Raw genomic sequence first — 5,000 nt, 5'->3', positions numbered from 1 at the left:
TAAGGATGAATCATCCACGGCCTGGAGTACATATTCAATGAGCGGTCTTTCCCCAATGATAATTAAGGGTTTTTCCTGCTGAGAATTCATCCGCGTGCCCTTTCCACCGGCCATTAAAACCGCGACAACCATAACATTCCACTGGATATCTTTCTTTCCTTGATTTTCTACGATTTAATCATTCATTATATGCTATTCCCTGGTTACGCCTATAAGTACTGAAAGTGCAAAGAATTCGATGGTGTTCAGGAAAAATATGGGACTACCCATTCCCGGACCTTTGAATCCCTCATGAAGTAACAAAAAGCCGGTGAATAAAGCATTCTGCAGGAGTAGAAGCATTGCAAATGCCACCAGGCCAAAGGTAAATTCAGATTTGAATTTTCGGTAACTGCCTATGTACATGTAGAGTAAAACAAGTAAGAGGCATATATTGGCAATCCCCAGTACAACGTCAATGGTAATGAGCTGTGAGTTGTCAACGTTAATTGGCACCATTCCACTACCATTTCCCCCACCCGTTCCAGTTACATTTCCACCATGAAATTCGGGCCCTCCCGGTCCTTCATGTACTCCTGACATTACATCACCTCTATACCGATTATTAAGGATAAAATATTATTTTTTATTGATTTTCCTCTCTATTGAGTTTGCATTTTACTGAGAATATCTAAGAAGGTGGAGTAGTTTTCTTCCATTCTATTGGATAAAAAATACATGGCTCCGTATTTTTTCTCCCCTGTAGAGTTGAAAATGATATCGTTGTCTTCTAATACTTTAATATGGTGTTTTATGGTTTTATAATCAAGATCAAGTTCTTTTGAAAGTTGATTGATGTTGTAGGGCCTATCATGGAGGGTTTTAATTATTCTAGCCCTGTTGACTCCCCCCTTGCTACCAGCAATCAAATACCATAAAACTCTCTTCATGACAATCACGAAATCGTAAGGTAACTTGAATAAATCAATTATTGATCCAAGTTCTTAAAATAGTTAGTTTTCAAGGAGTACATATTTTATTCTAAAATGGGCCTGCAGTTATTAAAACGTGGGGTGATGGGTTGGGACTAGATGCCATTGAAAAAGAACCACTCCTAATAGGGATCTAAATTGAATCATTAGCATTTAAAATTAAAGCCATGAATCTTAAGAAATAGGAAAAAATCACGGTGTATAATCGGGTTAGGAATATCAACCATGATTTATGATATAGCCATTATTTTTGCTGTAACTTTCTTCTTGGGCCCAGTATGCAGGGCCCTCCCTGCCTGCCACCTAATGGTGTGTGTGGTGTTCCCATAGAATTCATACAGCGGGCCATTACTGCTGCACCAAGTGCAAGGGCATCGGAAACAAATAGAACATCGGCAAAGTAGTCCTTGGCAAATTCCAAAACCAGGTCCGGTTTATGACCAGTTATTCCTGCCCGTCCAGTGACTCCCAGCAGTGATCCTTCCTGTATAACTCCTTCTTCATCTGCTTCTACTATTAGCCTTTTGACCACATTGGCACTGACATGGTCCAGAGTGGCAAATAATGTGTGGATATCAGTAGATTCAATTAGTTCATGACCCAGTTTAGTGAGTTCGGGGATTTCGTCCCCATCTTTACCTACATCACAGCCAATAAGTGTGGTTCCTGCATCGTATGCTGCTTTAGGGTCTACCGGTACAGTTCCAAAGCGTTCCCTTCCTTCTGGAACTTTTCTTATGTCCACGTGTTCATGGGCGCGCCGGGCAAACTCTTCAGCAGCTTTCCAATCTGCTTTTTTGAGTATGTCCCTAGTGTAAAGGTCTAAAGCGGCACCACCCCGTTGATCCACCTTTTCAGTTCCCCGGATAATGGCGTCAGATATGGCTCCAGCCAGTCCACAGAAGTTTCCCACCGTGCGGGCGTAGGGTTCATCATTGTTAACTATTCGGCCAGCCAGGGTGGTTCCGAAATCCATGGAAATACAGGGGTTACGATAATCTACTTCAGTCCATTTGGCACCTGCTTTTATACCCGCAGTTACCAGTTCTCCTTCCATTTCATTGGCCACCACTGCTCTGCCTGTGGGTGGAACTACGCTGACCACTGCTCCGTCAAACATGACCTTATCCAGGAGGGTGAAATCCCGTAATTTTTTGGGTAAACTGTCCTTGGAAATGGAGGGGGACATTTTACTAGGGGGTATGCCTGCTTCCAGACAGCCGTTAGCCAGGGCAATGATGAGTTCTCCCACTTCTTTGGGAGAGGCAAAACCTGCCGTTACCCCAGTTGAACGTACCACAAAGTCCAGATCTTCTTCTATGCTAATTCCAGAACGTTTCACTGACTCCAGAATGGTGTTTTTAACCAGTTCCGCCACTGATTCCTGGGTCAGTTCCACATGCCACACTGTCTCCCCAAAGACCTTTTCACCCTTTTTAGGGGGGCGAATATCCCGGGTCATTTTAACAGTTTTATCTAAAAGGTAAGTGCGACTGGTGTTGAGGTTAGTGGCCGTTAGAATACATTTGGTGGTGGTGTTTCCCAGTTCCACCGAGGCCACAATGTAATAAACATCAGGACGCATGAGGGTTCCGTATCCCTGTCCCCTGGTTTTCTTGGTAAACGGCGCCATTTTAGCTTCTTCAATGGTAATGTATCTGCTTTTTGCAATTACTGGCTTTGGACCTAAACCTAATAGTTTTTTAATGAATGACAACTTGATACCCCCAATTTAATAATGATAATCAAATTAAGTTTAGTGAAAATGAATATAAACATTGTGAATTGATGATAAAAACAACTGTTAAATATCACCAATTTATATGAGGAGTGGTTATTTTTGAAAGGAAAGTTCATTTAAATAGATTATGATTTTCTTATTCTAATTTAGAATATTTGACTGTTAGAAAAAGAAAACTCTTATCAGGATATATAATATGTAAGAAGCAATTAAAACTATCCCATCTACCCGGGTTAGTTTCATTCCCCTTTTTATTAAAAACAGGAATAGTAAAGTTATACAAACCATTACCGGAACATCAAAATAAATTGCAACAGGATCAACCGGTATCAAAACAAATAGAGATGGTATTCCCAATCCAATTAAGATATTAAAGATATTACTTCCAAATACCGTACCTACCGCAAGGCTATTCAAACCCTTTTTAGCCGAGGATAAAACTGTAAAAAACTCGGGAGCAGTAGTTCCCAATGCCAGGAATATGCCAGCTAAAGATGAAGGGACACTAGTAATTTCTGAAATCCCTATGGTACAATACACTATAACTCTACACCCAATAGCCAGACCAAATAAGCCAGCAAATGCCAGTAAGAACGGTTTAATACTTAATGACTTTACTTTAACCTCTTCTTTAACTTCACAACATTGCATTTGGCTGCTTTCGTTGTTTTTTTGAGCCCTAATCAAAACCCCAAGATACACCAAGTACATGGCCACCATCAGAATTCCAAAAACAAAAGACATGTTTTGAATTACAAATAGAGATACCATTAAAGTTAATGCAGTAATTAAAGCCATTAACCCATCACGGTTCACTTCCGGAGCACTGGTAGTGATTACACCAGAAAAAATGGCAGATATTCCTATTATTCCAGACATATTCCATATATTTGCCCCTATAGCACAACCAATACCAATATCGTGATTCCCGCCTAAAATGGCAATCATAGCCGAACCGAATTCAGGTAGAGATGTTCCAATTGCCGATGCAGTTACTCCCAAGATTATCTCCGATATTCCCAGTACCAGACCGATCTCCACTAAATTATCTACAAAAATATCCGCAGATTTTATCACAATTATCAGGCAAATGACCAACAATACCATGAGTGCCAATAGTTCCAATATATCACCGGCATAAGGTTACCATATATTATAGCTCTTTTTTTTGATTACTTGAAGAAGAATTGGGATTCTTAGTGATATAAAAGTTATGATTTTGTTTTATTGTAATATATAGGAAGAGTAACTAGGATAAAAACATTGGCAATTAAAATAACTTGATTAACGATAAACAGATAGGTTGACCCATTAATTAAATAAAAGAAAATAAAAATAGTAATTCCCTTTCTTAACCCGTCCTCACCAGGAGTATAGTGCAGGGGGCGGAATGTACTACTTTTTCTGAGACACTACCCAGCAGGCGTTTGTCCACCAAGTTTTTACCAGTTCCCAGCACAATTAAATCCACGTTTTCTTCCTCAGCCACCTTTACAATTTCATCAGCAGGGCTGCCTTCCCTCATTATACCTTTAAATTTCACCATGTAATGTTTGGGAGACTGGAATTCCTGGCGCAAACTATCTAGAATTTCCTTACCCTTAGCAGTTAACTCCTTCACCATCATTTCCTTGACCTTTTTAGGTGTTAAAAAGGGCACCGAAGTTTCCACCACGTAAACACCAATTACTTCTGTTTCTCGTTCAGGAATAATATCTAAAGTATGCTCAATTATGTCATCCATGTATTCGCCCATGGTAGCTACCAATATCTTATCATACATCACAAATCACCCGTTAAGCCAGTACAAATATTCTGATCACAGCATAAGATACATACGTTATCATTAATATTATGCCGCCCCACCTATTTAATTTACCTTTACCCATCTTAATAAGCGCCATTAACAAAACAGTCACAAAAAGCATAACCGGAGCATCAAAGGTTAAAGAAATGTTATCCACCGGCACTTTCATTAGTAATGCCGGAACACCTATTCCAATTAGAATGTTAAAGGTGTTACTGCCCAGAACAGTTCCCAGTGAAAGATCGTGGAGTCCTTTCATGGCAGAGCTTAAAGTTACCACCAGTTCTGGTATGCTGGTACCAACGGCCAGGACGAAAAGCCCCATTACCATCTCCGAGATGCCGAATATGTTCCCCAATTCACTAGCACTGTAAACCAAAAGTCGGCACCCCACAATTAACCCGGCTATACCAATAAGAACATAGGCATAAGTTTTTTTGCTGATATCCTTTTTGGATTTCTCTTCAACACTTTCTTTTCG

7 protein-coding genes (2 of these 7 cut by a window edge) are annotated in these 5,000 nt (G+C 40.0%); all 7 read right to left on the bottom strand.

From position 1 onward, the window contains the following. A protein-coding gene (locus CIT02_RS09670; RefSeq protein WP_292611952.1) for an NTP transferase domain-containing protein crosses the window boundary here: on the bottom strand, positions 1-132 show its 5' end (the start). It extends 465 nt beyond the left edge of the window; the window shows 132 of its 597 coding nt (coding positions 1-132); the start codon lies at positions 130-132; the stop codon falls past the left edge of the window. Positions 133-192: 60 nt separating this feature from the next. Further along, positions 193-582 (bottom strand): hypothetical protein, encoded by a 390-nt coding sequence (locus tag CIT02_RS09665; RefSeq protein WP_292611950.1) that lies wholly within the window; start codon positions 580-582, stop codon positions 193-195. 59 nt (positions 583-641) lie between these two features. Beyond that, positions 642-929: a winged helix-turn-helix domain-containing protein gene (locus tag CIT02_RS09660; protein WP_048072479.1), complete on the bottom strand. Its 288-nt coding sequence runs from the start codon at positions 927-929 to the stop codon at positions 642-644. A gap of 286 nt (positions 930-1,215) precedes the next feature. Continuing rightward, a complete protein-coding gene (locus CIT02_RS09655; protein WP_292611947.1) occupies positions 1,216-2,688 on the bottom strand; it encodes a methanogenesis marker 14 protein in 1,473 nt (490 codons plus the stop codon). 186 nt (positions 2,689-2,874) lie between these two features. Continuing rightward, positions 2,875-3,837: a calcium/sodium antiporter gene (locus CIT02_RS09650; protein ID WP_363123710.1), complete on the bottom strand. Its 963-nt coding sequence runs from the start codon at positions 3,835-3,837 to the stop codon at positions 2,875-2,877. 226 nt (positions 3,838-4,063) lie between these two features. Next, the gene (locus CIT02_RS09645) at positions 4,064-4,495 is read right to left on the bottom strand and encodes a universal stress protein (protein WP_292611945.1); all 432 of its coding nucleotides are present in this window, start codon (positions 4,493-4,495) and stop codon (positions 4,064-4,066) included. 13 nt (positions 4,496-4,508) lie between these two features. Further along, positions 4,509-5,000, bottom strand: partial view of a calcium/sodium antiporter gene (locus CIT02_RS09640; RefSeq protein WP_292611943.1) — the final stretch only. 516 nt of this gene lie beyond the right edge of the window; the window shows 492 of its 1,008 coding nt (coding positions 517-1,008); the start codon falls outside the window, past its right edge; the stop codon is at positions 4,509-4,511.

It is taken from the genome of Methanobacterium sp. BAmetb5 (assembly GCF_003491305.1).
In the GTDB taxonomy this organism is placed as follows: domain Archaea; phylum Methanobacteriota; class Methanobacteria; order Methanobacteriales; family Methanobacteriaceae; genus Methanobacterium.
Note: the sequence above shows the minus strand (reverse complement) of the source record. Positions and strands in the feature narration are given on the sequence as shown.